At 58.5% G+C, this 24,286-nt stretch carries 20 protein-coding genes and 1 pseudogene; 9 read left to right on the top strand and 12 right to left on the bottom strand.

The features are described from left to right. Nucleotides 1–27 precede the first annotated feature (27 nt). The 6 genes and pseudogenes from hrpB to ACP7BO_RS00765 form a co-directional block, all read right to left on the bottom strand. On the bottom strand, nucleotides 28–2,562 hold the full coding sequence (gene hrpB, locus ACP7BO_RS00790) for an ATP-dependent helicase HrpB (RefSeq protein WP_426208111.1): 2,535 nt from the start codon (nucleotides 2,560–2,562) through the stop codon (nucleotides 28–30). Nucleotides 2,563–2,661: 99 nt separating this feature from the next. After that, nucleotides 2,662–3,084, bottom strand: a complete 423-nt coding sequence (locus ACP7BO_RS00785) for a hypothetical protein (RefSeq protein WP_426208109.1) — start codon at nucleotides 3,082–3,084, stop codon at nucleotides 2,662–2,664. 177 nt (nucleotides 3,085–3,261) lie between these two features. Continuing rightward, nucleotides 3,262–4,530, bottom strand: a complete 1,269-nt coding sequence (gene qatC / locus ACP7BO_RS00780) for a Qat anti-phage system QueC-like protein QatC (RefSeq protein ID WP_016779301.1) — start codon at nucleotides 4,528–4,530, stop codon at nucleotides 3,262–3,264. Beyond that, nucleotides 4,527–5,420 (bottom strand): Qat anti-phage system associated protein QatB, encoded by an 894-nt coding sequence (qatB, locus tag ACP7BO_RS00775; RefSeq protein ID WP_029611211.1) that lies wholly within the window; start codon nucleotides 5,418–5,420, stop codon nucleotides 4,527–4,529. The genes qatC and qatB overlap by 4 nt, the downstream gene beginning before the upstream one ends. Beyond that, nucleotides 5,401–7,272, bottom strand: coding sequence for a KAP family P-loop NTPase fold protein (locus ACP7BO_RS00770; RefSeq protein WP_016779298.1), 1,872 nt, complete (start codon nucleotides 7,270–7,272; stop codon nucleotides 5,401–5,403). Before ACP7BO_RS00770 ends, qatB begins: the two co-directional genes overlap by 20 nt. Nucleotides 7,273–7,900: 628 nt before the next feature. Further along, a pseudogene (locus tag ACP7BO_RS00765) lies at nucleotides 7,901–8,284 on the bottom strand (DEAD/DEAH box helicase); the annotation flags it as partial. 103 nt (nucleotides 8,285–8,387) lie between these two features. On the opposite strand from ACP7BO_RS00765, the gene ACP7BO_RS00760 reads away from it, so the two are divergent. After that, nucleotides 8,388–8,807: a hypothetical protein gene (locus ACP7BO_RS00760; RefSeq protein WP_060696825.1), complete on the top strand. Its 420-nt coding sequence runs from the start codon at nucleotides 8,388–8,390 to the stop codon at nucleotides 8,805–8,807. Nucleotides 8,808–8,835: 28 nt separating this feature from the next. Further along, the gene (locus ACP7BO_RS00755) at nucleotides 8,836–9,735 is read left to right on the top strand and encodes a cation diffusion facilitator family transporter (RefSeq protein WP_397455693.1); all 900 of its coding nucleotides are present in this window, start codon (nucleotides 8,836–8,838) and stop codon (nucleotides 9,733–9,735) included. Here ACP7BO_RS00755 and ACP7BO_RS00750 read toward each other — a convergent pair. Beyond that, nucleotides 9,729–10,856 (bottom strand): DUF6515 family protein, encoded by a 1,128-nt coding sequence (locus ACP7BO_RS00750; RefSeq protein WP_426208105.1) that lies wholly within the window; start codon nucleotides 10,854–10,856, stop codon nucleotides 9,729–9,731. The two genes, ACP7BO_RS00755 and ACP7BO_RS00750, sit on opposite strands and share 7 nt — an antisense overlap. 397 nt (nucleotides 10,857–11,253) lie before the next feature. On the opposite strand from ACP7BO_RS00750, the gene ACP7BO_RS00745 reads away from it, so the two are divergent. After that, entirely contained in the window at nucleotides 11,254–11,751 is a 498-nt protein-coding gene (locus ACP7BO_RS00745; protein ID WP_171970557.1) for an Lrp/AsnC family transcriptional regulator, read from the top strand. Between the two features lie 130 nt (nucleotides 11,752–11,881). Next, nucleotides 11,882–12,091 carry a DUF2788 domain-containing protein gene (locus ACP7BO_RS00740; RefSeq protein WP_314489581.1) on the top strand — a complete coding sequence of 70 codons (210 nt, stop codon included), beginning with the start codon at nucleotides 11,882–11,884 and terminating at the stop codon, nucleotides 12,089–12,091. Here the strand turns inward: ACP7BO_RS00740 and ACP7BO_RS00735 are convergent. From ACP7BO_RS00735 to ACP7BO_RS00720, 4 genes are all read right to left on the bottom strand, one after another. After that, nucleotides 12,086–12,652 carry a pseudouridine synthase gene (locus tag ACP7BO_RS00735; protein WP_426208891.1) on the bottom strand — a complete coding sequence of 189 codons (567 nt, stop codon included), beginning with the start codon at nucleotides 12,650–12,652 and terminating at the stop codon, nucleotides 12,086–12,088. The two genes, ACP7BO_RS00740 and ACP7BO_RS00735, sit on opposite strands and share 6 nt — an antisense overlap. A gap of 175 nt (nucleotides 12,653–12,827) precedes the next feature. Next, complete coding sequence (gene amn, locus ACP7BO_RS00730; protein WP_162232790.1) at nucleotides 12,828–14,300, bottom strand: AMP nucleosidase; 1,473 nt, start codon at nucleotides 14,298–14,300, stop codon at nucleotides 12,828–12,830. A 210-nt stretch (nucleotides 14,301–14,510) separates the two neighbouring features. Beyond that, the gene (locus tag ACP7BO_RS00725) at nucleotides 14,511–16,160 is read right to left on the bottom strand and encodes an acyl-CoA dehydrogenase family protein (protein WP_426208102.1); all 1,650 of its coding nucleotides are present in this window, start codon (nucleotides 16,158–16,160) and stop codon (nucleotides 14,511–14,513) included. Nucleotides 16,161–16,234: 74 nt separating this feature from the next. Beyond that, on the bottom strand, nucleotides 16,235–18,607 hold the full coding sequence (locus ACP7BO_RS00720) for a hybrid sensor histidine kinase/response regulator (RefSeq protein ID WP_426208100.1): 2,373 nt from the start codon (nucleotides 18,605–18,607) through the stop codon (nucleotides 16,235–16,237). Between the two features lie 286 nt (nucleotides 18,608–18,893). Between ACP7BO_RS00720 and ACP7BO_RS00715 the strand changes: the two genes are divergently transcribed. The 4 genes from ACP7BO_RS00715 (at nucleotide 18,894) to ACP7BO_RS00700 (ending at nucleotide 22,418) form a co-directional block, all read left to right on the top strand. Then, the gene (locus ACP7BO_RS00715) at nucleotides 18,894–19,688 is read left to right on the top strand and encodes a hydroxymethylpyrimidine/phosphomethylpyrimidine kinase (RefSeq protein WP_397455689.1); all 795 of its coding nucleotides are present in this window, start codon (nucleotides 18,894–18,896) and stop codon (nucleotides 19,686–19,688) included. Between the two features lie 19 nt (nucleotides 19,689–19,707). Then, entirely contained in the window at nucleotides 19,708–20,331 is a 624-nt protein-coding gene (thiE, locus tag ACP7BO_RS00710) for a thiamine phosphate synthase (protein WP_397455688.1), read from the top strand. Nucleotides 20,332–20,362: 31 nt separating this feature from the next. After that, nucleotides 20,363–21,646 carry a glutamate-1-semialdehyde 2,1-aminomutase gene (gene hemL, locus ACP7BO_RS00705; protein WP_397455687.1) on the top strand — a complete coding sequence of 428 codons (1,284 nt, stop codon included), beginning with the start codon at nucleotides 20,363–20,365 and terminating at the stop codon, nucleotides 21,644–21,646. 223 nt (nucleotides 21,647–21,869) lie between these two features. Further along, entirely contained in the window at nucleotides 21,870–22,418 is a 549-nt protein-coding gene (locus tag ACP7BO_RS00700; RefSeq protein WP_060690605.1) for a tetratricopeptide repeat protein, read from the top strand. A gap of 31 nt (nucleotides 22,419–22,449) precedes the next feature. On the opposite strand, the gene ACP7BO_RS00695 is transcribed toward ACP7BO_RS00700, so the two are convergent. After that, nucleotides 22,450–22,776 (bottom strand): DUF1820 family protein, encoded by a 327-nt coding sequence (locus ACP7BO_RS00695; protein WP_003444141.1) that lies wholly within the window; start codon nucleotides 22,774–22,776, stop codon nucleotides 22,450–22,452. A 132-nt stretch (nucleotides 22,777–22,908) separates the two neighbouring features. Here ACP7BO_RS00695 and miaB point away from each other — a divergent pair, with 132 nt between their 5' ends. After that, on the top strand, nucleotides 22,909–24,237 hold the full coding sequence (miaB, locus tag ACP7BO_RS00690; protein WP_397455686.1) for a tRNA (N6-isopentenyl adenosine(37)-C2)-methylthiotransferase MiaB: 1,329 nt from the start codon (nucleotides 22,909–22,911) through the stop codon (nucleotides 24,235–24,237). The last annotated feature ends 49 nt before the right edge of the window (nucleotides 24,238–24,286 follow it).

The raw sequence follows: 24,286 nt of genomic DNA, 5'->3' as shown, positions 1-24,286 counted from the left end.
GATACCTATAAATTGCCTGAAGCCTAGCTATGTTCCTCTCGGTTTAGCTCGTGCGGTAGCTTCCGCGATCAAAGGGTCATCAGGCCAAAAATGCTTTGGGTACCTACCCTTTAAATCCTTCTTCACCTCGGTGTAGGTCGACGCCCAGAAGTTCGCCAAGTCCTGAGTAACCTGTACCGGACGGCGTGCCGGTGACAGAAGATGCAGCTTGAGCACCTGTCGTCCATTCGCAATGCGTGGCGTATCCAATTGCCCGAACAGCTCCTGGAGTCGCACTGCAAGAACCGGAGGTCGCTCACTGTAGTCGATTCGAATATTCGATCCAGACGGTACCGAAACCGTCTGGGGCGCCTGGGAATCAAGCTGCTGCGGAAGAGGCCAGAGCAGAAGGTTGCGCAGGACGGACGATAAGTCGAGCTGGCCAAAATGACTGAGGCGAGTGACTTTACCGACATATGGCCCCAACCACTCTTCCAGGGACTGCAGCAATGCCTCATCACGTAGGTCAGGCCACTCACTTCGGTTACCCGACTCTTCATCCAATATGCGCAGCAACTCCACCCTCGCCTGCCACTGGCGAAGCTCGGGCGTCCAGGGCAAAAGCTCCAAACCCTTACGACGAACAAAGTTAAGCAACGCCTGTACACGAGCCTCATCGCCCAGGTTGGCCAGTTGTGAGCGGGACAAAATCAACTCCCCTACTTTCACTTGTCGCTCAGCGCGCAAAGCACCTTCCCGCTCATCCCAGTAGAGCTCGTCCACCTGGGTAACCTGTTCTTTCAGCACAGTCTCGAACAATGCTTCGTCCAAGTCGGCTGCGAGGTAGATTCGCTCTTCCCGCTGCCCCTGTCGGCTACCCAAGTCAGCGATCACCAGCCACGAATGCTTCATCAGCACGTCGATCTCGGTGAACATCGCCGCACGACCATTCGCCAAACGATACTCAGCCCCGCCAGCGCGGCGCTGTTGCGCTACCCGACCGGGATAGGCCAAGGCCAGCAGGCAGCCCACCCATTGAGGGTGGTTTGAATCAGCGACTGGCTGCGATGCTTGGCCGCGCAAGAATGACCGATATTGCCTAGCGAGTTGCTTCGCGCGTTGGCCCCCCCCTTGCTCCCCGCGCTGTGCTCTCTGCTCACCGGACATGATGGCCAAACGGCTGTGAAGGTCTGCACCACCACCACGCTGAATATCGCGCTCGCCGAGCAACGCTGCAATATTACACGCCGTCTCAGTCAGACCCAGCTCGTGACCTCGCAATAGGAGATGAGCAATCCGTGGATGACTCGGCAGCTCTGCCATAGCTTGCCCGTGCTTTGTCAGTTGCCCATCTGGTTGCAACGCGCCAAGGCGCCGAAGCAAATCGCTCGCTTGGGAGTAAGCAGCTGCGGGCGGAGCATCAAGCCACTTCAGGTCACCCGGCTGCACGCCCCACTTCGTCAATTGGAGAGCTAAGCCTGTGAGATCTGCCTGCTGAATTTCAGGTGAACTGAAAGCAGGAATCTGATCATGCTGGGCTTCAGACCAGAGTCGATAGCACACACCTGGCTCGATTCGGCCTGCTCGACCAGCGCGCTGAGTTGCACTTGCTTTGGATATGCGTTGAGTGTCCAAGCGGGTCATACTGCTGCGAGGGTCGAAGCGAGGAACCCGCTCAAGTCCTGCATCGATAACGACACGCACACCGTCGATCGTAATACTCGTCTCAGCGATGTTCGTTGCCAGTACTACCTTCCGCTTACCTGATGGGGCAGGATCAATCGCAGCCCGCTGCTGATTCAGGTCGAGCTCGCCGTGAAGAGGGCAAAGAAGTACGTCAGGCTGAAGGGATGGAGAGTTGCTCAGAGCCTCTTCCAAGCCCGTCACGACTCGACGAATCTCCGCTTGGCCTGGAAGGAAGACCAGCACGCTGCCGGTCTGTTCAGCGAGCGCATCCAAGCACGCACTGATGACTCGCGGCTCGATGTACTCACCCGGCTGTTGGGGCTTGCTCCAGATTGTCTTAACCGGAAACATCCGGCCCTCGCTGGTCACGATTGGAGCATCATCAAGCAAGCGCGATAGCCTCTCCCCTTCAAGTGTTGCCGACATCAGCAGCACCTTCAGTGGTGCGTCATCGCGGAAGAGTTCGCGGCCATTGAGAGTCAGAGCTAGGGCTAGATCCGCATCCAAATTTCGGAGGTGGAATTCATCGAAGATCACCAAGCCGACACCGTCGAGAGAAGGATCGCTCTGCAGACGGCGCGCCAGGATCCCCTCTGTCACCACCTCAATTCGCGTCTTCGGCCCGACCTTACTATCCAGGCGAATGCGATACCCAACGGTCTCACCGACCTTCTCACCAAGCTCACTGGCCATTCGCTCCGCAGCTGCGCGCGCTGCAAGCCGTCGTGGCTCGAGCATGATAATCGTCTGCCCTCGCAGCCAAGGCTCGTTGAGCAAAGCGAGCGGGACGAGCGTCGTCTTACCGGCACCTGGCGGTGCTTGGAGCACCACTTCATCTCGTTTGTGGAGGGCTTCAAGAAGAGCCGGCAACGCGGCATTGATCGGCAATGAACTCATGTGTACTCCTGCGACATGCGGGGCAGTATACAAAGGTTCGTCTGGTAGCGGCTCTGCGTGGCAGATTACTGGCTAAACCGGCCCGCTACCCGCCATTCTTCAGTTGCTGAAGAAGCCTTTTGCCACATCCAGAATCCCGCCCGAAACAAACAAACCAATAATGTTTTGCTTATGCTCGGCGAAGAAACTCCACTCATTCAGTCCTAAGCCAACCCCGAGAAGAAGGCTCGTAATGAGCATGTATCGCCACGTTGGAGCGAAGATCTTGACGAGATTTGCAACCGAAGTGTGCTTGATGAATTCATCGACATGCTCATTGTAAGCACGCCCCAGGATGACAGCAGTCACAAGCAGAGCACCGGCCAATCCAAGTGCCATCCACTGGGTTAGCGGAACAAAAAACAACGCGCCACTCCCCACAAAAAGCCATTTACCAAGCGCGGCGAGCTTCTGGCTGTAATCCTGCGCGACCTGCTCAAAGCACCACGGCATACGCGGATCGAAAAACCCAGCATCCAACATGCACTTCTCCACAGCTCTCATTAATGTCGTAAAAAGCTACTCCCTAGCTGACTTACCAGCGCACATCAGCCTTCACGGCCTTGTAAAGGTCAACCCGTGAGGTTACCTATGTCGATGCCGCACTTGAAGCACAGCATCGACTCGCACTGAGCTTTACGAGGCGTTGCGATGAATCAGCTAGGTGATTTGGTATGCCCGGTGCAGGTGGCCAAGCTCGTTCAATCCTCTAGCAAGCATCGCATTGTAGCCAGCTCGATCCTGGATAAAGGGCGAAAAGAGACAATGTCCCAGCCAGTGCTCAAATCCCTCTTGGGCAACATTGGCTAACGCCATGCCAACAGATCGCACGTCCTCAAACTTCCCGTGCTGCAGATCATCCTGACTTAGGTTGTCGTAAACATACCGGGTGTCGTCGCCTATCGCAGCCCAGCGTTTGAAGGAAGCACGACGCACCTGGCAAGGCACACACCGCCCACAGTGCTTGTAGCCGAAACGTTGGAAGCGCCCGCAACTGGTTGAGGCCACAGCATGCTCTTTGAGCAGCTCTTGGTTTCGGCATGCGGCGAGCATTTCACCCTTGGTCATTAGGGCATAAGGGTTTCGGATTTGCACATTGATGCTGGCAGCATCAAAGATCTGTTGGAGCCGTCCAAGGTACTCAGGATGTGCTGTTCTTGTGCTCAGGCTCCCCAACCTCGACATCGTTAAGGGAGGGTTAATGGCAATGAAGCCGTTCTCACAGATGTAGAGTGGGACTGTCTCACCCCGATGGTAACGATCAAGCGAGGTCGCCACCGCTAGTCCAAATGCCAAGAAAATGATTGAGCGCGCACGCTGCGAAGGCTCTTGTTGGCCAGGGGACTTGGTAACGTGATTGAGGCCAATCCGGTTCAAACCCAGGCTCTTCGCGAAGGTGGCCTGCTTCTCTCCATCGCCTCTCACAATCTGGCTAACCGCGTAAGGCTTCACGCCCTGCTCCACCAAGTCGATGGCACCAATCAAGCTGTCTAGCCCGCCCGACAGCAGCACCACTGAATCTTCGCTTGGGTGCAAGGCCTGCAGCTGAGCAGGAGGGCCAAAACCGCCCGCATGGAAAGAAAGCGTCCAACGATCCGTGGTGAGGAAACGCAAAGCCCCTTCAAGTGCTCGCGCCTGGCTATTCCAGAAAACCGTATCCTGAACGGCGATCTCGAGATTGATCACGCGCGTCCAAGCATCAGCGCTCTTTGCCCGAATAGCAGTGAAGTCTGCCGCCACTACCGCAAGCGCAATGCTTAGGAAATCCCAAGCTTGGGGATTGATCTCCAGGTGGGCTTTCTCCAGAAGCTCTCGAGCATAACCACCTACGCTTACCTGCCCTTTCTCTGCCTTGCCGTAGATCACCACCTGAATGGCATCTTCGGCGCCCGGCACACTGAAGCCAACTGGGCCGCACACGAATTTCATTCTACGTACCCCTCAAACACTTCAAAGGTGTCTTGCAACGCTTGCGTGACCATCTGGGATATTCGACCCGTGGTCAAACGTGCACTCGATGCAGCGATCTTGCGGAACGATGCGGAGACGCACTCTCTGATGTAATCCTTGATCTCCTTCAAGCGACGCACTGCAATGGACGCCGACTTGGCCTTTTCCTGGATAGTTTTGCCTAGGTCGAGCTCAAACCGATGGAACACGTCCATCGCAGTAAAACGCTCGATGGCAAACTCCCGCTGCTCAACCGACAGATTGAGTAGATCGGCATCTGGATAACGCACTAGAACATCAGAAAGCGAGCCTCGAATGGAAGCACGCTCGGCCTCTGCATCTTGGGTACCGTCCACTGGTCGCACCGCTTCAACCAGCGCATCCATGACCTCAGAAGCAGATTTGCCCTGCCACAGGGCAGGATCAAGCACGGCTGGGCCGGTTTGATTATTACTACCAGCGACAGCTTCCAGCGTGTTGCCAAACACACCCGCGATCGACGCAGTGCCGCCAAAGCGAGCAGTGGTGGTTTTGGCGCCGCCGTACCCATGACGCACATACTCCCGAAGGCTCTTGCGCAAGCTACCGCGATCACCATTGCTCGCGTAGTCGCCAAGGCCACGTCGGGCACCACCGAATCGCCCTGGCGGCGCTAGGGGTGGAGGTGCCTGCGGCATTGGTCTGGGATCATCGACAACGTCATCGCCGTCTTTAGGCTCGTCCTTATCCGGTTCAGGTGGCCCATCGTCATGAGGGTCATCCTCCGGAGGCTCTGGCGGCTTAGAAGGTAACGGCGGCAGCGGAGGTGTCCACGGCGGTACAAACGGCAGGCCTTTTCCAGGCCCATCGTTATTTTGTGAGGTTCCCATCGAATTTCCTTATTGCAGCCTTCACCGGCCCGCTGACGTCAGCCGTCAGCCAGAATTCGTACACCGACTTTGCCCATGTTTCATCGGTTAGCTTCGGCACAATACCCGCTTGGATTTGGGCAGGCGGACGCTCCTTCAGAAATGCAGCCAGTCGATGCCCCTGCTGGGCATCAAGCCGTCCAACAACCAGCAAAGCTTCAAGAATGTCTGGGACGCCCCACTCTTGTTCACCGCCCGCCTTATCCAGGAGGCGATCCATCAGCACGTTGATCTCGACCGGTGCGATGAGCGCCAACCGGCTTTTGAGATGCATGGCCATTCCCGGCGTTTCGAGTAGCGCGGTCAGCAACTCCGCTGCTTCCGACGAAAGCCGATCTTCGTCCGTAATGATCGGCGCATGCTCACGACTGACGTAAATCGCTCCACGCAGGTCTTTGTCCGCCAATGCAGGAGGCAGAGCTAGCCACTCTTTCACGAAAAGCTGATCCCAGGGCTGCAGCAGTGACAGATTCTTGCCTTTTTTGATATCCGCTTCCCACTCGCCGAGCATGGCTGGCTTGCCATTTTTATCGGTAGCCACGGCTTTCATCAGTTCCTCGTAAGCCTTGGGATTGCCGCTTCGCTCGAACAGCATCAGCTTAACCAGCACAGCCTCGTCGACACCGACACCTTGGGCGCGAGAGATGCTCATCCGGATAGCTAGGGCGTTCAGGAAACGCTTGATGAGTCGGGGGTTACCCTGGATACCAGAAGCCGACGTCATGACAGCGGCCAGGCGCTCAGCAGTGTCAAACTTGCCGATCAGCTCTGTTGGGTAGTCGTTGTACAAGCCTTGCATAAAGGCGCGATCTACCCGACTACCCTGCCAAGTTGTCCGAAGCTGCCCGCGTACTTTGATACGGATTTCTTCGAGCACGTCCTTGGGGAGCGTGCTGTTCTCCAAGAACAGCATCATCATGTAGGCCCTGACTTCCTGGGTGCCCAGAGGAGGAACCCTAATCGGCACCTGAATCAGCTTGTCGAAGTAGCTGGTGACGAGGACATCATCAGGCACACCGCTGAAGTGCTTGCGAACAGCGTGCTTGATCATCTCGTTGTCAGCGGCAATCACGAATGCCGTGTTGCGCAGGAACAGGAAGAGTCGGATGGCTTCCAGTGTAGAAATCGTCGTTTCGGGTAGACAGCGATCCAAGTCGTCGATCAGCACGACCAGCGTAACACCCAGATCATCCAAGATAGCCTCAAAATTATCCCTGAGCGCTTGAATCTCTTTCGGTGGAGACTTCTTGGGAGGCGCGCTATGAAAGAGTTTCTCAGCCTCCTGCTTGGCCTGCTCAGCAGTGTCGTGCAGTGTTTCAATCGTGTCCTGATCAACCGTTCCGGATCGAAGTCGATCAACCAGCCCGATGATCTCGCCCAGCAGCCCAGGTGTCGGTGCACCAGTCGCAAACGAAATGGCCGTGCTGCTGGCGAGCTTCGCAGCACGCAACCAATCGACACGTGATACCAACTCAGCTGCTTTTTGCAGCCCCTTTGCTCGCTTCTGGGCCTCAGCCTCTAGGCGTGATGCGATCACATCCATTAGGGCGGCTCGGGCGTCGTCGTAGCCCTGGTATAGCCACGCATTGAACTCGACGAACACGAAGTCCTTAGCCTGCTTCTCATTGCGCTCGGGCGGGTCTTTAAGGGACGCCTGGATCAGCTTGATCATCGACGACTTGCCCGCTCCCCAAGCACCGGACACGCCGATGGAAATTGGACGGCCGTTCGCCTGATAGACGATCTCGGCAACTGTGTCAGCAACCCCAGAGAAATTAAGGAAGTCTACTTCCGTCTCGTTATCAACCCACATAGCGACCCTCCCTGGAAGTCTTTGACGTGAAGCGATGGCAACAACGCGCCATAGTAGCCCTCGCGCTGAGCAATTGGCCACTACCACAGCGTTTCGGGTTGTGAGTTCTCAGCAAGGTTGTTCAGGGTGAGGTAACAACCCACTTTCAGCGTTCGTTCAGCCTGAAGATGGCGAGAGTAGTATCGCTTGAGATTACTCAAATGAGGGTGGGGGTGGGGGTGGGGTGGGATGGGATGGGATGGGATGGGATGGGATGATGACAGGGTGTGACTGCGGAATTTGGAAGGGAAGGTGAATTATAGGTGCGTCAGGACGGGATTAGGACGTCGTCACTCTATGGAGTCACCGTGCTGAACCCGCATCCGCCTTCTTACCTCCAGATCTTGCCTTTGTCATCCACTTGTCATCCACTCTCCCGTTCATGAATTTCAATCTGCTGCTGATCCAAGGAAATCACTCGGATTGCGACGACATAGCTCACCCTACTTCATCTAGCATATCGGGGAGGTGGGTAAAGAAATCGCAGGATGATGGAGCTAAAGGGGAAGAAGGAGCAGGAGCATCAATGCCTTGTGGGCAGTGATTGATTCTCCTGATAAGCAAAAGCAGAAACAGAACAAATCAGCAAATCATGGAATTCGTCAAAGATCAGCAACCCCACGCCTTCGAGCGCCGGGTCGTGCTGCAAGCGCCGGGTGAGGATGCCTTCAGTGACCACTTCGATGCGGGTGTCCGGCCCCACCTTGCTGTCTAACCTGATCCGGTATCCGACGGTTTCGCCGACCTTTTCCCCCAGTTCACTGGCCAGACGCTCTGCCGCCGCACGGGCCGCGAGGCGCCGGGGTTCGAGCATCAGAATCTTCTGCCCGGCGAGCCAGGGCTCGTTTAACAGGGCCAGCGGGACCCGGGTGGTTTTACCGGCGCCGGGGGGTGCTTCGAGCACCGCCTCGTGGCGTTCACGCAAGGCCTGGCGCAGCGCGGGTAAAACTTCATCAATCGGCAAAGAAATCATGGTGGCTCCAGAACAGAGCGGCGAGTATAACGGCGAACCGTTCGGCATTAAGCACGGTCTTAATCCCGGGTTCGACTCTTCAAGCTTCTTCGAGGTTTTTTGTATGCGTATCTCTTCTCGCGTGATTGGCGGCGTCGTGGTTGCGGCCCTGCTCACCCAATTGACTGCTTGCGGCAGTATTTTCTTCCCTGACAGACGCGGCCAGATCGACGGCAAGATCGACCCCATGATCGCCGTGCTCGATGCCGTGGGCCTGCTGTTTTATGTGATTCCGGGCTTGATCGCCTTCGGCGTCGACTTCGCCACCGGGGCCATTTATTTCCCGCCGGGCAAAACTGCACAGATAGCCCCGGAAAAACTGCGCGAAGCCATTGGTGCTGACGGCAAAGTGGATAACAGCAAACTCCAGGCCATTCTCGAAAGTGAACTGGGCCGCAGCTTCCCGCTGAATGACCCGCGCCTGATCCAGCACAAAGGCAGCGTGCAGCAACTGGCCATGTACGGTTTGATACCTGCCGCCTGATGCCCCTCGCCACAGTTAAGGATCGCCTATGACCAGCAGCCCGGAACACGCCCGTCTGTTACGCCTGGCCACCCGCGCTTCAGTGGCGGTGGCCAGTCTTTTGATTGTGACCAAGGCCGTCGCCTGGTGGCTCAGTGGCTCGATCAGCATGCTCGCCGGGTTGACCGACTCACTCCTCGACGGCGTGACCTCGTTTCTCAACCTGCTGGCGGTGCATTACGCATTGCGACCGGCTGATGACGATCACCGCTATGGCCACGGTAAAGCCGAGTCGCTGGCGGGCATGGCACAAGCATTGTTTATTGGCGTAAGTGCCGTGCTGATTGCCTTTCAGGCCTTCGAACGGCTGAAAAACCCGGAGCCTGTGGGCGCACCGTGGATCGGGATCGGGGTGATTATATTTTCCCTGGTGATGACCGTGGCCCTGCTGATCCTGCAACACCGCGTGATCAAGGCCACGGGGTCCAACGCGGTGCGGGCCGACTCACTGCATTACCGCTCCGACCTGATGCTCAACGGCAGTATTTTAGTGGCACTGGTGCTGGCCAGCGTCGGCTTCCCTCAGCTCGATGCATGGTTTGGTCTGGGAATCGCGGTGTACATCCTGTGGAGTGCTATCCAGATCGCCCGTGAGAGTTTTTCGGTGCTGATGGACGAAGAGCTGCCAACCGAGGTCAGCGATAACATGGTGAAGCTGGCCTGCAGCGTACCCGGGGTGCTGGGTGCACACGATTTGCGCACGCGAATTTCCGGCAATGTGTGGTTTGTGCAGCTGCACCTGGAACTGCCGGGGGAGCTGAGCCTGTCAGAGGCTCACACCATCAGTGACAGAGCGGCAGCAGAAATTGAGAAAGCCTATCCGCGGGCCGAAGTGCTGGTGCACGCCGACCCGCAGGAAGTGGTCAAACCCCGGGCTACCCCTCAATAGTTGACCTGATAGCCGCGACTGCTCAGACAGTTGCCTTGCGCCTGCCGGTAGGTTTGCACCACTGCCGGTGAAGGTGCATAGGTGACTTTGGCCGGGTCAAAGCCGCTTTGATCTACAGCCCAGCGGTAACAGTCGTAGCGATCCTGATCGATTTGCGCAGGGCTTTGGCCGTTCGCCGGGTAGGCCACCACGTCATAACCGTTACTTACCGGCTGCTGCTGCGCCACTGGCGGCTGAACCACAATGTAGTCCTGGGTTGCGGGCTGATACTGGTAATACGCCCCCGCCGCGAGGAACATCAAGGTGCTGCCGACCCACAGTTCCTGCGCATAGTCAGGCAAGTACCCTACGCGTATCCCGTACGGCGGCTGCACCACGATGTAACGTGGACCCTGCGGGCGATACCAGTAGCCCCCTGAAAAGAAGTAGTTCTGCCCGCGATAAGGCACTTGCCAGTGCTGGCCCGGGAATCGGTCGACAATATAGCCCGGCCGGTATTGCGGCCCGGGGCCCCAGCCATTGCCGTGCCCGCTGGGGCGACCCGCCCAGCGATGATCGTTGGGATGACTGTTGCCGGGGCCAAAATTATTGCCCGGCCGGGAATCATGTCCGCCGCCTTGCCAGTTCTGATTGCCACCATGGTTCGGCCCCTGGTTCTGGTGTACGGCATCGGGCCGGGGCTGGATCGGCAGGTTATTGCCGGGCTGGGCCGGACGTCCAGGACCATTGGGTTCTTGGTGCGGACGGCTTTGCCACTGCCCGCCCTGAGGCTGGTTGTGCTCAGGGCGAGGCTGATTGCCGGGGTTGGGCTGGTTATGTTCCGGGCGTGGCTGATTGCCGGAGTTGGGCTGGTTATGTTCCGGGCGTGGCTGATTGCCGGAGTTGGGCTGGTTATGTTCCGGGCGTGGCTGATTGCCCGGATTACCTTGTGGCCTGCCCTGGTTGTGTTCCTGGCGCGGTTGGTTATTGCCGCCCTGTCCCTGTTGCCCGTGCGGCTGCCCGTTACCGGGGCGGGCGTGCTGAGGATTTTCCTCGCCTCGCTGTTCTTCGGCCAACACCTGCCCACTGATACTCACGCAAAGCAAGCCAACTGTAGCCAAACGCCAGATGTGCGGTTTCATGCTGTTTCTCACGGAAGGATAGGGCGTAAACATAAGACTGGAAAACCGGGTACCGGTTCTGCGGGAGACTATCAGTTGCCCAACTTATTTTCGGACAATAAAAAAGGGCGACCCGTCGGTCGCCCTTTGAATTTTTCTGTCCTGGCTCAACACTCGTGATGTTGGCTCACCTCGCTCCGTCTTCTGGACAGTGCGTAGCCCGGGGGGCCGGGGCAACCCTGTGGGGTTGGCGGCCGCAGCCGGCCTGATTCGGCGGGCTGCAGTGGACTGTATGTCCGGGCAGTGATTCTGGTATTAAGAATAGGCCCGCGGCCGCAGCAAAGGATTGCGAAGATTGCTCAATAAAACATGACTTGCGCAATTTTTAACTTACAGCGGATACTTTCACGCAATAGTTATGACAAAGGGTGTCTTCGTGAGCAAACTCGACCGGTACGATCTGAGTATTTTGGCGGAATTACAGCGCGATGCGCGCATCTCGAATCAGGAGTTGGCCGAGCGAATCGGCCTGTCACCTTCACCCTGCTCACGGCGGGTCAAACAACTAGAGGATGACGGCTACATCTCGCGCCAGGTCGCCTTGCTGGACCGCAAAATGCTGGGTTTAAGCCTGACCGCCTACGTGCTGATCGGCATGGACCGGCACACGCCAGAGCGTTTCGAGAATTTTGAAGCGGCGATCCGCAGCCTGCCGCAAGTGCTGGAATGCAGCCTGGTTACCGGAATGGACGCCGACTATCAGTTGAAAGTGGTGGTGCCCGATATGGACCATTATCAAAAACTGTTGCTGGGCCACCTGACCCGCATTGACGGCGTGACCAGCGTGCGCTCGAGCTTTGTGCTCAATCAGGTACTCAACAGCACTGAACTGCCGCTGACCCACCTTCGCACCTGAAAGCCTGCGGGAGCTGGCAAGCCGGCTCCCGCAAAGGGTCAAGTGTCTGAACCTGGATCAATGTTCGCTGCTGCACCTTGGCCTATACTGCCCCCCGGCTTTTACCCCCCGATAATGCTGGAGAACACTGATGGATCCTGCCCTGCTTGAAGAATGGATGATGACGATTCTGGTCAGCGTCCTGATCATTTTCATGGCCTTTATCGTCTGGGATCTGGCGAAGAAGTCCAAAGCCGGGCGCTTCGGCTCATTTATTCTGTTTTTCGTGCTGGGCCTGGGCGTTGTCGCGTTCATCATCAAGAGCGTGGTCATCGGTCTGATCGAATCGGGCGCGCTATAGCCGCGCCGGTACTTCCTTGTATTGCCCCTGATCCAGCCCTTCGATTGTCCAGTCACCAATGCGTACGCGCACCAGACGCAGGGTCGGCAAACCGACCGCCGCCGTCATGCGCCGCACTTGCCGGTTACGCCCCTCGCGAATCACCAGCTCCAGCCAAGAGGTCGGTACGCTTTTGCGAAACCGCACCGGCGGGTTGCGCGGCCATAGCTGCGGTTCCTCAAGCGCCCGCGCTTCGGCTGGCAGGCTCTTGCCGTCATTGAGTTGCACGCCGTCACGCAACTGCTGCAACTGCTCGGGCGTCGGCTCGCCTTCCACCTGTACCCAATAGGTTTTGGGCAGCTTGTGTTTGGGGTCGGCAATACGCGCCTGTAACTGACCGTCGTTGGTCAGCAGCAGCAAGCCTTCGCTGTCCCGGTCCAGGCGCCCTGCCGGGTAAATGCCGGGAATGGGGATAAAATCCTTGAGCGTCGCCCGCCCGCCTTCATCGCTGAACTGGGTCAGTACGTCGAACGGTTTATTGAACAGGAACAGCTTGGGGTCGGACGGCGGGGCTTTGGCCACGCGACGACCGGCAGCCTGCGGGCTGGAGGTTTTTGGCGTTGGATGGCGCGGGGCGGGGCGAACAGGACGGGACATGGAAAAGGGACATCTAGCGATCAGGGCTGACAATGCTAGGGGCTGTTGCTGCTTCAGTGCAACAGACCCTGTACCCGGATCGCTAAATGGCCCGTCGTTACTAGCGGAACGGCGGCTCGTCGAAGCTGCGCAGTTTGCGTGAGTGCAGTGAATTGAGCTGGCTGCGCATCAAGTCGACGGCAGCGATACCGATTTTCAAATGCTGGCTCACAGCACGCTCATAGAACGCATTGGCCGAACCCGGCAGCTTGATTTCGCTGTGCAGCGGTTTATCCGACACACACAGCAAGGTGCCATAAGGCACCCGCAAGCGATAACCCTGGGCGGCAATGGTGCCGCTTTCCATGTCCACCGCCACGGCGCGGGACAGGTTGATCAGCGGGCGTTCCTGGGCCCAGCGCAGCTCCCAGTTACGGTCGTCGTAGGTCAGGACAGTGCCGGTACGCAGGCGTTTTTTCAGTTCATCACCCCGCTCGCCCGTCACCTGGGCCGCAGCTTCCTGCAGCGCCAGCTGCACTTCCGCCAGGGCCGGGATCGGGATATTTGGCGGAACCACCCGGTCAAGAATCCCGTCGCGGCGCATGTAGGCGTGGGCCAGCACGTAGTCGCCAATGGTTTGCGACTGACGCAGGCCACCACAGTGACCAATCATCAGCCAGCAATGCGGGCGCAGTACCGCAAGGTGGTCGGTGATGTTTTTCGCGTTGGACGGGCCCACGCCGATATTGACCAGCGTCACGCCATGCCCGTCGCTGGCCTGCAGGTGGTACGCCGGCATCTGATAGCGATGCCATACCACACCCGCCGCAATGGCCTGGGCTTCGCCATAGTCCATGGATTTTTCGATGATCACGTTGCCGGGCATCACCATGCGCACAAAACGCGGGTCGTCGCGCAGTTGCTCAAGGCCATGCAGGATGAACTGGTCAACGTAACGATGGTAGTTGGTCAGCAGGATCCACGGCTGGACATGGCGCCAGTCACTGCCGGTGTAGTGCACCAGACGGCGCAGCGAAAAGTCGACGCGGGCTGCGTCAAACAGTGCAAGCGGCAGCGGATCGGTGCTTTCCCAGTCGTACAGGCCGTCAGCAATCGCATCGGTTGCCGCCGACAGGTCGGTGCTTGGAAATACCCGCGCCAGTGCAGCAGCAGTAACGCCGGAGCCGGCGAGCTCATCGCCCTGTTCGACGACGTACGGGTAAGGAATATTTTGCTGGCTGACACCGACTTCGACTTCGACCGTGAAGTCGCGCATCAAGGGCACCAGCTGTTCCAGCAAGTAGTTACGGAACGCACCGGGATGGGTCACGGTGATGCTGTAAGTGCCAGGTAACTGAACCTTGGCGTATGCCCGGGTGATGGTCGGGATTTCACCGTGAATGGTGTTGGTCAGGCGCAGTTCCGGGTAACGGAACAGGGCGCGCTCTTCGGCGCTGGGTTCGACTCGGTCCTTGAGGTAACGCTTGAGTGCCTGGCTCAACGCTGCGGTTGCGCGTTCGTGCAGGGCGGCAAGCCGGTCTACGGCCTCTTCAGCGGTTGAAACGACAATAAAAGCTTCGGTCACAATAAGCATCCTGTCTTCTGAACTGGCAGGCCTTTATCTTGCCTGCATCAATGGGTAAAGGCACGACCCATTCGCGTAGCAGTTGCCGAAGGCTACGTCCGATTACGCAGCGATCGTATGCCCGGCAGTCTCGGTCAAACTGAACCACCGCAGTTTGTGGTTTTGCGACGGCTATGCCGCCGGACGCAGCCTTCGGCAGCTGCTACGTGTTCCCCCTGCTCAATACACCTGCGGGGTTGAGCGGGCGACAATGGCGGCGATGTTCAGGCCGCGGGGCAAGGTTCCGTAGACCCGGCCCCGGCCTTGCAGGCGACTGGCGATAAATGCGTCGCTGACGTCACTGTCGCCCGCCTCCAGCAGCAGCCTGGCCTGTAGGCCCAAGGCAATATCTTCTGTCAGTTGCCGAGCCCGGTATTGAATGTCATCGGTGTCCTGGAAGGCTTTTTTCAACTGCTCAATGTGCTGCGCCAGGTGCACGCTGCCATGCCCGTCGCCCAGCTCTGCAAACAATGCATCGAGCACCCCCGGCTCTTTGGACAGGGCACGCAACACGTCCAGACACTGCACGTTGCCTGAACCCTCCCAGGTTGAGTTGACCGGCGCCTCGCGATACAGACGCGGCAGGATACTGTCTTCGACATACCCCGCACCGCCCATGCATTCAGCGGCCTCGTTGATCATGGCCGGCGCCCGCTTGCAGACCCAGTATTTGCCCACTGCCGTCACCAAGCGTGAGAATTTGGCTTCTTGCGCGTCATCCAGATGATCCAGTGCCCGCCCCATGCGCAGGCTCAAGGCCAGAGCGGCTTCGCTTTCCAGGGCCAGGTCCGCCAGTACGTTTTGCATCAGGGGTTGCTCGGCCAGCACCCTGCCTCCCACCAGACGGTGCGCGCAATGATGGCTGGCCTGGGTCAGCGCCTGGCGCATCAAGGCACTGGAGCCGACCATGCAGTCGAAGCGCGTCATGGCGACCATTTCAATAATCGTCGGTACACCGCGCCCTTCTTCGCCAACCATCCACGCCAGCGCTCCGCGAAATTCAACTTCGCTGGAGGCATTCGAGCTGTTGCCCAGTTTGTTTTTCAGACGCTGGATATAGAACTCGTTGCGGCTCCCGTCAGGGCGATGGCGCGGCAGCAGGAAACAGCTCAACCCCTTGTCGGTTTGCGCCAGGGTCAAGAAGCCATCGCACATCGGTGCCGAGCAAAACCACTTGTGCCCCAGCAGTTCATAAGCCTCGCCCGGGCCCCCGGCGCCTACAGGATAGGCGCGGGTGGTGTTGGCACGAACATCGGTACCGCCCTGCTTTTCGGTCATGGCCATGCCGATAGTCACCCCGGCCTTTTGGCTGATGTCGACGTTGCGCGGGTCGTACCGGGTCGCGAGAATTTTGGGCAGCCAGGTTTGTGCAATCTCCGGTTGCAGGCGCAAGGCAGGCACGCTGGCGAAGGTCATGGTCAGCGGGCAGCCGCTGCCGGCCTCGGCCTGCGTGTGTAGATAGGTCATGCAGGCACGGGCGACATGGGCGCCGGGCTGCGGATCGGTCCAGGGCAACGACGGCAAGCCGTGCTCAATCGCGGTTCGCATCAGTTCGTGATAAGCCGGGTGAAACTCCACCAGATCGATCCGATGGCCAAAACGGTCATGACTGACAAATACCGGTTTGTTTTCATTGGCCAGAAAGCCTGCAGCCATCAATGGGCCACCTGCCAGTGCACCGTAGTTATCGATCCGCGACTGTGCCCAGCCAGCGCCAAAGTGCTGGCCCCAGTGCTGCAGAGGCAGGTCGATACGGTACAGGTTGATACCGTCCAGGGACGGCGGCTGATTGGTGACCTGGTGGGTTTCGGCGTACTGATGCAGGTTCATGGCGCGGGCTCCAAGGATCAATCCGATGGACCCAGTGAAGCACGCATGACCATCATCACAAGCGGCATAAGCGTCTAAAGCCCGGCGCTTTTGCCACCTTCCCCTGTCAGCAACCGCCGTGCCAGCGCCTGCTGCACGGCCTCATAGCGTACCGGCTTGAGCAAATAATCGGTGATCCCATCAACCTGCTGCCGCGCTTGCCGGGCCTCGGTTTCGGAGTCAAACAGCGCCAGCACCGGCAGCTTCGCGCAGGCCGCCAACGTCAGTAGCTGGCTGCCCATCGAGGCCCCGGACACCTGGCTGAATGGACACCCCAACACCACTGCATCCACCCGCTGACGATGCAGTATTTCTATTGCATCCACACCATTGTCGACACTGAGCACTCGATACCCCAGCTTGAGCAACATGCCGCGCAACACCACCTGGCCTGGGCTGCTGTCCTCTACCAGCAAGATCACACATTCATCCGGTGTACGGCTGCGCCCCTCACTCGGCTGCGAGCTCTCAAGCGGCGATTCAAGCTCCAGCAACAGTTGAAACTGCGAGCCCTGCCCCGGCTGCGAGTGATGGGTCAAGCGCCCGCCCAGCAGTTCCACCAGACGCCGGCAAATGGCCAGGCCAATACCCAGCCCGCCGTAACTGCGGGTCATGGAGCCATCAACCTGGAAGAAATTCTGATACAGCTCGGCTTCTTCGATGTGGACAAAGCCGATTCCGCTGTCGATCACATTGAAAGCCAAGGCCCAGCGTCCCGGCCCTGCGGTTTTGCCGGTGACACGTAAAATGACCCCACCTACGCGAGTGAACTTGATGGCGTTGTCCAGCAAGCACTCCAGGCACTGGCGAATTTTATCGGCATCACCGACCCATTGATCAGGCAGGTTGCGCGCTATTTCATACGAGAATTGCAGGCCCTTGCTGCGAGCACTCGGCCCGTACTGGTCACTCAGGCTCTGGATCAGCTCATTCAAACCAAAGGTGCGAGGCCGCACGCCGAGACGGCCGGCCTGCAGCTCGGTCAGAGCCAGAATGCCATTGACCATGTGCATCATTTCTCGCGCAGAACCCTCGGCAGTCTGGGTGTACAACTCCAGTTCGGGGCTCATATCCAGGGTTTTGATCAGCTCCAGAGAGCCGATCACGCCGTTCATCGGCGTACGCAATTCATGGGTGACGGTCGCCAGAAACTCATCTTTAAGCTGGTTGGTATGGGCCAGTTGCTGGTTCATTGCGGCCAGTTTCTGCCCGGACTCTTGCAACGTACGCGCCTGCAAGTCACGCATCGCATTGATGCGGTCAGCGAGCGCCAGCGACAGCAGGCCGACTTCGATGGCCGAACCGATCTGGCTGGCGTACATGGTCAGGAACACATTGGGCAGGTAGCCCAGCACCATCAGGGTATTGACCAGCCCCCCCAGCAAAAAGGCCGACCAGGCGATCACAAAGTAGCGCGCCACCCGCAGGCCACGCGCCCAGGCCACGACGCCGGCGGTAAAAATCGTGACGATAAACGCCAGGGCCAGGCCTGTTGCCAGGCGCAACGACACGGCATAGCTGGTGGTCAGGGCCAGCACCATGACCAGTACGCCCACGGCCATCAGCAACATCAAGGCCCGGTCCAGCCAGCGGCTGTGGGTGGCGGTGTGTAAAAAGGTGCGGGCGAACTGGCAGCCGAAAAATGCGGCCGAGCCAATCAGAAACGGGGTGGATGCGTTGGCCCACCACGGATTGTTCGGCCAGAAATACTGCACCGCCGCGCCGTTGACGGACAGCTGGTACAGACCGAAGGAGGCGATATAGAAGATGTAATAGAGGTAGCTGGTGTCCCGCACACTGAGATAGATAAACAGGTTGTAGACCAGCATCCCCAGCAAAACGCCATAAATCAGACCCAGGATATAAATCCGTACGGGCTGTTCTTCGAGGTATGCCTGCGCCGACCAGAGCGTTAACGGGGCCTGGACCGAACCCTGGCTGGCCACACGCAGATATACGGTCTGGCTTTGACCGGGGCTGAAGTTGAGTTCAAACAGGTAGTTGTTTTCTTTTATCTGGCGACTGTCGAAAGGCAGCGCATCTCCCGTTCGTTCAGCCAGGCGGTAATTGCCCGAGGCATCGGCCAGATACAGATCGATGTTGTCCATTGGCGGGTACGCCAATTCCAGCAGCCAGGTGCGATGGATCTGGGGGTTGAGTGGCTGGTAGCTCAAGTCCACCTTGAGCCAGAAAGCCGAGTGCGAATAGCCGGCATTCAATGTGTCTTTATTGTGGGGTTTGAACAGATCATCGCGGGCGCGAATATCTGCCAGTGTCGCCTGGCCGCCAATGTCTTCGAAAACTTGCATTACCCGGCCCAGGGGCAGGCTCTGGGTAGCTTCATCGAACTCTACTGCGCTGGCCAGCATCGGTAGCCAGCCCAATAACATCACGAACAAATAGCGCATACAGCCCCAACTGTGGCCCCACCGGTGACATGCGCAAGCCCCTGTTCCCTTGGAGACCACGTCGACCGGACGACCTGTTATTAATTTGGCGTCACTCTAGCATAGCCATTAGTGGCAGATACGCATCACTCAAATATTCTGCGCAAAGGCTCTAGAACGGGCATTACAGAGGCTATTAGCGTTGTCACCCGGCTGTTTATGCCAACCACTGAAGTCTTATGAGTCTTAGAGAGCCAACGCGGAGCAAGGCGCCCCAAAAAACCGTTTGGTGGTAAGCTCGCGCACCATGAATATCTACAGTTCCCGCCCCGTTGTCCTCTGTCTCTCCGGCCATGACCCCAGTGGGGGTGCCGGCTTGCAGGCAGATATCGAAGCCCTGCTGGTTCAAGGTTGTCACGCCGCTCCGGTGGTTACCGCCCTGACTGTGCAGAATACCGTCAATGTCAGCGATTTCCGTGTGCTGGATCGTGAGTGGGTACTGGCCCAGGCCAATGCCGTACTCAGCGACTCCACGGTTGCGGCCGTCAAGCTGGGCATGCTCGGCTCACTGGAAATGGTCGACACCGTGGTCGAACTGCTTCAAGCCCACCCGCACCTGCCGATGGTCTGCGACCCGGTACTGCGCGCCGGCGGTGGCGGACGACTGGGCAAGGATGAAGTGGGCTATGCCATGCGCGAGCGCCTTCTGCCTCTGGCCACTATCGCCACTCCAAACCTTCCCGAAGCCCGCATCCTCGCCGAACTGCCCGACGGCAGCGCCGATGAGTGCGCCGAAAAGCTCCTGCCCTTTTGCCGGCACCTGCTGATCACCGGCGGACACGGCGATGAACACGAAGTCCATAATCGCCTCTACAGTCGCGATGGTGGCCGCCACACCTTTACCTGCCATCGCTTGCCGGGCAGCTATCACGGCTCGGGCTGCACCCTGGCCAGTACCCTGGCCGGGCGTCTGGCCATCGGCGAAAACCTGGTCAGCGCAGTACAAACCGCGCTCAATTACACGTGGCGCACGCTGCGTGATGCCGAGCAGCTGGGGCAGGGACAATTTGTTCCGCGCCGTTTGCCGCTGGACTTCTGTTAGTAACCCTGAGGCTCGACCTATGACCCTGCGTGGCCTGTACGCGATCACTGACAGCCAACTGCTGACAGGCAAACTGCTGCCTTTCGTCGAGGCGGCGCTCGATGGCGGCCTGACGCTGTTGCAATATCGCGACAAAAGCAGCGACGACGCCAGACGCCTGCGCGAAGCCGAGGCGTTGCGCAATTTGTGTGAACGCTACAAGGCGCACTTGATCATCAATGATGATGCCGAGCTGGCGGCGCGGCTTGAGGTCGGCGTGCACCTTGGGCAAACCGATGGTCCCTTGACGCCCGCCCGCGCCCTGCTGGGTCGCAAGGCGATCATTGGCTCCACTTGCCACAGCCAGATTGAGCTGGCCGAACAGGCCGCCAAAGAAGGCGCGAGCTATGTCGCTTTTGGCCGTTTCTTCAACTCCAGCACCAAACCCGGCGCACCTACCGCGACCCTGGACGTACTCGATCAGGCACGCTCGCGCCTAGACCTGCCGATTTGTGTGATTGGCGGTATTACGCTGGATAACGCCGGGCCACTGGTCGAACACGGCGCCGATTTGCTGGCAGTGGTACATGGCCTGTTTGGTGCTGACAGCACTCGGGAAGTCACCCGCCGCGCTCAAGCCTTCAACGCTTTGCTACGTCTTTAAATACCGAATCCTGATTCAGAGAGAGCCCATCATGTCTCGTTCCGAAACCCTGTTTGCCAACGCGCAGAAACACATCCCCGGCGGCGTTAACTCGCCTGTCCGGGCATTCAAAAGCGTGGGCGGCACCCCGCTGTTCTTCAAGCACGCCGAAGGCGCCTACGTCACCGACGAAGACAACAAGCGCTATGTGGATTACGTCGGCTCGTGGGGCCCGATGATTCTGGGCCACAGCCACCCGGACGTGCTGGATGCAGTACGCGCGCAGCTTGAGCACGGTTTGTCGTACGGGGCTCCGACGGCCATGGAAACCGAGATGGCCGATCTGGTGTGTTCGATTGTGCCGTCGATGGAAATGGTGCGCATGGTCAGCTCCGGCACCGAAGCCACCATGAGCGCCATTCGTCTGGCCCGCGGCTTTACCGGTCGCGACAACATTCTCAAATTCGAGGGTTGCTACCACGGTCACTCCGACAGCTTGCTGGTCAAGGCCGGCTCCGGCGCATTGACTCAAGGCGTGCCTAGCTCGGCCGGGGTTCCTGCCGACTTCGCCAAACACACCCTGACCACGGCCTTCAACGATATAGAGGCGGTTGAGAAGCTGCTGAACGAAGTCGGCGACACCGTGGCCTGCATTATCGTCGAACCCGTGGCCGGCAACATGAACTGCGTGCCCCCTGCTCCGGGCTTCCTGGAAGGCTTGCGCAGCCTGTGTGACAAACACGGCGCGGTACTAATTTTTGACGAAGTGATGACCGGCTTCCGCGTCGCGCTGGGTGGTGCCCAGGCCCACTACGGCGTGACCCCGGACCTGAGCACCTTCGGCAAAATCATTGGTGGCGGCATGCCAGTAGGCTGCTTCGGCGGCAAGCGCGAAATCATGCAGCACATTGCCCCGCTGGGCCCGGTTTACCAGGCAGGCACCCTGTCCGGAAACCCGCTGGCCATGGCTGCAGGCCTGACTACATTGCGCCTGATCAGCCGTCCGGGCTTCCACGCCGAGTTGAGCGACTACACCACGCGCTTGCTCGACGGCTTGCAGCAACGTGCCGATGCCGCAGGCATCCCATTCGTGACGACCCAGGCCGGAGGCATGTTTGGCCTGTACTTCAGCGGCGCCGATGACATCGTCACCTTCGACGACGTCATGGCCAGCGACGCCGACCTGTTCAAGCGCTTCTTCCACCTGATGCTCGAAGGCGGTGTTTACCTGGCGCCAAGTGCCTTTGAAGCCGGGTTCACCTCGATCGCCCATGGTGATGCCGAGTTGCAACTGACACTGGATGCTGCAGAGCGCGCATTTGCTGCACTGAAGTAACCCTGAAAACCGGCAGGGTTTACCCCCTCGCCGGTTTTTTATGCCCGTAATGACTCATTCGTTTATGCCGCCTGTCCAAAATCGTCTTAAATCAATGGATATCGCGCTCAGTCAGCAGAAAAACGAGTAAAGACTTTGTAAGGTTGCCTCCGCTTATTTCATAATGCGCGCCTACACATCCCATGGTCGGGCTTGCCCGCCTTTCAGAGGTACGTCGATTCCCATGAACCGCACCGGCCGCGCCCTTGCTCTGGGCTGCCTGTTGCTCCTACAACCGCTGCTTGTCCAGGCAGGCGGTAACTCGTTGTTGATCCCAGCGATGGGTCGCTGCACCCTGAATACTCAACCAGAAGACCTGGCTGAGGCACTGGCTGCATGCGAAGCCGCTGCAAAAAACGGTGATGCAGAAGCCGAATACGAGTTAGGCGAGTTCTATTACGACGGCAAAAACACCCCGCGCGACCTCGACAAGGCCCTCAGTTATTTTGAGCAAGCCTCGCTGCAAGGCCACGCCATGGCCCAGTTCCAGCTCGGAACCATGTTTTTCAAGGGCGAAGGCGTACCGGCCAATAACATTCAGGCGTATATCGTTCTGAAAATGGCGGCCGTCAATGGCGCCGAAGATGCACTGGACACCGCAGACCTGGTAGCCGAGCAAATGCCCCGCGACCAACTCGAAACTGCGACCCAGGTGCTGGGGCAGATCTTCCGCAAGTACCTGCTGGAACTGCAATCAGCGGACGGACGTTCGCCGTTCTCACCGCTGCCCTGAAAATCCCGGAGCCAGCCCGCGCTCCTGAGCCCTACTTCTCCGGCATCGGAAACGGAAATGGCATCACGTTGCTCATGCCCCGTGCTTCGCTGATTTTCGGAGTGCCCAGACGCTCAACCTCGTCGATACGCACAATCGAGTGCATCGGTACAAAACTGCGTACCACGCCTTCAAATTGAGCTTTGAGCTTTTCTTCGCTCGGGTCGACGACCATTTGCGTACGCTCACCGAAGACGAATTCCTCTACTTCCAGGAAACCCCACAGATCACTTTGATAGATCTGCTTGGCGTACATTTCGAACACCTGGCCCTGATTGAGGAAAATCACCTTGTAGATTGGAGCTTCACGTTTGGTCATGGTGGGCGGGTAAACATCTGAGGATAAAAAAGAGGGGGCAAACTATAGCATAGCCGCCGGACGCACAACGCTAGGAAGCAGCGGCCATGCCCCCTATAATGCGCGGTTCTTTGAATCACTTGATGAACACCCATGGCCAAGAAGCTTTACATCGAAACCCACGGTTGCCAGATGAATGAGTACGACAGCTCGCGCATGGTCGACCTGCTGGGTGAACATCAGGCCCTGGAAGTCACAGCGCGCGCCGAAGACGCTGATGTCATCCTGCTTAATACTTGCTCGATCCGCGAACGGGCCCAGGACCGCGTGTACTCGCAACTGGGGCGCTGGCGCGAACTGAAACTGGCCAATCCCGACATGGTGATTGCCGTGGGCGGCTGTGTCGCCAGCCAGGAAGGCGCAGCGATCCGTGATCGCGCGCCCTACGTCGATGTGGTTTTCGGCCCGCAAACGTTGCACCGCTTGCCAGAAATGATCGACGCCGCGCGCCTCACCAAGCTGCCGCAAGTCGATGTTTCGTTCCCGGAAATCGAAAAGTTCGACCACCTGCCGGAGCCTCGCATCGACGGCCCGAGCGCCTACGTCTCGGTGATGGAAGGCTGCAGCAAGTACTGCACGTTCTGCGTGGTGCCTTATACCCGTGGCGAAGAAGTCAGCCGCCCGTTCGACGACGTGCTGGCAGAGGTCCTTCACCTGGCCGAAAATGGCGTGCGCGAAGTGACCCTGCTGGGCCAGAACGTTAACGGCTATCGCGGCCTGACCGAAGACGGTCGTTTAGCCGACCTCGCAGAATTGATTCGGGTAGTGGCGGCGATCGACGGTATCGAACGGATTCGTTACACCACTTCGCACCCACTGGAATTCTCCGACAGCCTGATTCAGGCTCACGCCGAAGTTCCGGAACTGGTCAAGCATCTGCACTTGCCGGTGCAGTCGGGATCGGACCGCATTCTCTCTGCAATGAAGCGCAACCATACGGCGCTGGAGTACAAGTCCAAGCTGCGCAAATTGCGCGCGGCGGTGCCGGGCATCTGTATCAGCTCGGACTTCATTGTCGGTTTCCCAGGCGAAACCGAAAAAGACTTCGAGCAGACCATGAAGCTGATCGAAGACGTCGGCTTCGACTTCTCTTACTCCTTTGTTTACAGCCAGCGCCCGGGCACCCCGGCGGCTGACCTGGCTGACGACACACCAGAGGAGCGTAAAAAAGAGCGTCTAAACGCGCTGCAACATCGCCTGAATCAACAGGGCTTCGAAATCAGCCGGCAAATGGTGGGTTCGACCCAGCGGATTCTGGTCACCGACTACTCGAAAAAAGATCCTGGCGAACTGCAGGGCCGAACCGAGAACAATCGTATCGTCAACTTCCGCTGCGATAACCCGCAGTTGATCGGGCAATTTGCCGACGTACACATCGACGCCGCCCAGCCGCACTCGCTTCGGGGCTCGCTGCTCAATTAAGTAACCCCTCCATTTTGTAGGAGCGAGCTGTTGGCTTTCAAAAGCTCGC

The sequence above is a fragment of the Pseudomonas sp. TWR2-1-1 genome (genome assembly GCF_049897045.1).
In the GTDB taxonomy this organism is placed as follows: domain Bacteria; phylum Pseudomonadota; class Gammaproteobacteria; order Pseudomonadales; family Pseudomonadaceae; genus Aquipseudomonas; species Aquipseudomonas versuta.
The sequence above is the reverse complement of the archived record's forward strand: the minus strand, read 5'-3'. Positions and strand labels throughout refer to the sequence as shown.